3 protein-coding genes and 1 tRNA gene are annotated in these 3,061 nt (G+C 75.7%); all 4 read left to right on the forward strand.

What is annotated here, in order from left to right; translation table 11 throughout:
* Nucleotides 1-796: molybdopterin molybdotransferase MoeA (locus F2B26_RS15425; RefSeq protein ID WP_201292779.1), on the forward strand; the 796-nt coding region annotated here is incomplete at its 5' end.
* A complete protein-coding gene (locus F2B26_RS15430) occupies nucleotides 796-1,407 on the forward strand; it encodes a GNAT family N-acetyltransferase (RefSeq protein ID WP_159810868.1) in 612 nt (203 codons plus the stop codon). The genes F2B26_RS15425 and F2B26_RS15430, both read left to right, overlap by 1 nt.
* Before the next feature lie 83 nt (nucleotides 1,408-1,490).
* Nucleotides 1,491-2,627, forward strand: a complete 1,137-nt coding sequence (locus F2B26_RS15435; protein ID WP_159810870.1) for a hypothetical protein — start codon at nucleotides 1,491-1,493, stop codon at nucleotides 2,625-2,627.
* Nucleotides 2,628-2,725: 98 nt separating this feature from the next.
* Nucleotides 2,726-2,798: transfer RNA gene (locus tag F2B26_RS15440), tRNA-Ala, on the forward strand.
* Nucleotides 2,799-3,061 lie beyond the last annotated feature (263 nt).

Consider the following 3,061-nt stretch of genomic DNA (forward strand, 5'->3'; position numbering starts at 1 on the left):
CGTGCTGGCGGCCGGCACCCGGCTCGGCTCACGGCAGCTGGGCCTGGCCGCGGCGCTCGGGCGCAACCGGCTCACCGTGCACCCGACGCCGCGCGTCGTGCTCGTGGCCGTCGGCGACGAGCTCAAGGAGCCGGGAACCACGGCCGGCCCCGGTGACATCCACGAGGCCGACCGGTATGCGCTCGAGGCCGCGGTGCGGGATGCGGGCGGTGCGCCGTCGCGGGCGCCGATCCTGCGCGACGACCGGGCCGCGCTGCGCGAGGCGATCGAGGACCAGCTCGTCCGGGCCGATCTCGTCGTGGTGACCGGCGGGCTGTCCGAGCTGGCCGGTGACACCGTCAAGGACGTGCTCGCCGTGCTCGGTGACGTGCGGCTGGACCAGGTCGCGATGACCCCGGGCCGGCGGCAGGGCTTCGGCACGCTCGGCTCGGCCACCGGCAGCGACCGGGCGGTCCCGGTGTTCGCGCTGCCCGGCCACCCGGTGTCGGCGCTCATCTCGTTCGAGGTGTTCGTCCGCCCGGCGCTGCGGACCATGGCGGGCCGCTCCATGGTGTTCCGGCCCTCGGTCGCCGCCGAGGTCGGGCGGGACTGGACGTCACCCGCGGGGCTGCGCCAGTTCGTGCCGGCGACCGTCGTCGGCGATCCGGAGGTCGGGTACGAGGCCTCGGTGCTGGGCGATCCGGACAGCCCGTCGCTGTCCGATGTGGCGCATGCCGATGCGTACGTCGTGGTGAGCGAGGCCGAACGCACGGTCCGTGCCGGGCGCGTGCTGCAGTGCATGGTCCTGGAGGGGTGATGGCGGTCGGGTGGCCCGCGGTGCTGCGGGAGGGTGCGGTGCGGCTGCGGCCGCTGCGGCGGCGGGACCAGAACCGGTGGCTGACGCTGCGGGCGGACAACGCCGACTGGTTGGAGCCGTGGGACGCCACCAGCCCGGTGCCGGTCACCGGCCCGCGCCCGACGTTCGGGCAGTTCGTGCGCACGCTGTCCTCGCAGGCCCGCTCCGGGCAGGCGTTGCCGTTCGCGGTCGACCTCGACGAGGAGCTCGTCGGCCAGCTCACGGTGTCCTCGATCACGTACGGCTCGCTGCGCTCGGCGTCGATCGGGTACTGGGTGTCACGGCACGTCGCGGGCCTGGGCATCACGCCGACGGCCGTCGCGCTGGCCACCGACCACTGCTTCGAGGTGCTGGGGCTGCACCGCATCGAGGTGAACATCCGGCCCGAGAACGGCCCGTCGCTGCGCGTCGTCGAGAAGCTGGGGCTGCGGGACGAGGGGCTGCGCGAGCGCTACCTGCACATCCAGGGGCGCTGGGCCGACCACCGCACGTTCGCGGTGACCGCCGAGGAGCTGCCGGACGGTCTGCTGGGGCGCTGGCGGCGCCGTCAGCTGGACGAGACCTCGCTGTAGACCCCGGCCGGTCCGGACGTCGGGCCTGGCGACACGCCGGGGCGGTGCCGGACGCCTGAGCACCCGGCACCTACCGTCGTGACGTGCAAGGTCTCGCAGGTCTGGTGGCGCTCGCGCTGGTGGGTCTGTGGGTGACGTACCTGGTGCCGCACGTGCGGCGGCACCGCGAGGTGCTGCTGGAGTCCCGGGCCGAGGACCGCTACTCGGCCACCCTGCGGGTGGTCGCGGTCGCCTCCACCGGACGGGTGGTCCGACGGGTCGATCCGGGGCAGGGACGGACGGCCCCGACCGGCTGCACCCGCAGCGGGCACGTCACCGGGCTGCTGACGCCCGGTCGAGGTCAGCACACCGTGAGCAGCACGTCGAGGCCCGAAGGAGGACGCACCATGGACCGACCCCACGCGACGGATCAGCGCAGGAGTGCCGAGGCCGTCCGCGAGGTGGCCCGGCTCACGGCGGCGCACGCGGCCGCCGTGGCCCGACGTGGCGCTGCTGCACGCCGTCGTGGTGCGCTTGCGGCCGTGCTCGTCGTCGCGACGGTCGGTGGCTGGGTCGCGTTCGCGGTGGCGCCGGCGATGTCGGTGGCCGTCGGCCTCGTACCGACCGCGCTGCTCGCCGCGGTGGTCGGCCTGGGACGGCGTGCCGTGGTCGCCGGGCACCGGCACGACGAGGAGTGGTTCGCGCTGGTGGCCCGTGCCGAGCGTGGTGCGGGGGAGGCCCGGCCGGTCTCGGCACCGGTGGCCGCGGCAGCGCGCCCGTTGCGGACGGCGAGCGGGCCGGCGCGTCCGCACGCCGACGTGGAGACCTCCGCGGTGCCGATGGCCCCGGCCGAGGTGGTGGGCCGTGCGGTGCACCCCTCGCAGACCATCACCGACGTGTTCGACGTCATCGTGGCCGACCGCGGCGAGAGCGGCGCCGCAGCCCGGCACGCCACCGGTGCGACCCCCGTGGTGGGCGCACGACCCGGTGCGACGCGAACCAGCGCTGCCGCTGAGCCGGCCGAGGACGACGGCGCCTGGTCGCCGGTGCCCGTGCCGCTGCCGACCTACGCGCTCAAGCCCGCCGCCCCGCACCGCGAGCCGGCGCCGCTGGGCGACCTCGAGCCCGAGTCCGTCGTCGCCGAGGTGGTCGCCGAGACCGAGGACGCCGCCCAGCCGCAGACCACCGGCAGCATCGACCTCGACGCCGTGCTGGCCCGCCGCCGCGCCTCGGGGATGTGACGGCACCGGCCGGCTGGCCGGGGCTGTGGGGCCGGTGCCGTGCGGCCGGGTCCGTGATGGAGCGCACCCGCGCGGGGTGCTAACCTGTTCCCGCTTCTGGGGCCATGGCGCAGTTGGTAGCGCGTCTCGTTCGCAATGAGAAGGTCGGGGGTTCGAATCCCCCTGGCTCCACCGCAGAAGGCCCTGACCGGACTCCGGTCGGGGCCTTCGTCGTCCCTGGCACGGCATCTTCTCGGGCGTCCGCGGCCCGACCGCGCGGTCGCTGGTCCTTCCTGGACCCACCAGTGAGGATGGTCGGATGACCGCGCACGAGAACCTGCTGCCCGTCCCGCCCACACTGCTGCCCGACGACGCCCCGGTGCGGGCGGCGCTCGCCGCCGGCACCCCGGCGGACGAGGTCGCGGCGGCGCACCCGGCGCTGTCGCTGCCCTGGG

It is taken from the genome of Cellulomonas citrea, assembly GCF_009829685.1.
GTDB classification, from domain to species: domain Bacteria; phylum Actinomycetota; class Actinomycetes; order Actinomycetales; family Cellulomonadaceae; genus Cellulomonas; species Cellulomonas citrea.

Coding starts and splice junctions, on each gene's coding strand:
- F2B26_RS15430 (WP_159810868.1), top strand. CDS start 796: ATGGCGGTCGGGTGGCCCGCGGTGCTGCGGGAGGGTGCGGTGCGGCTG.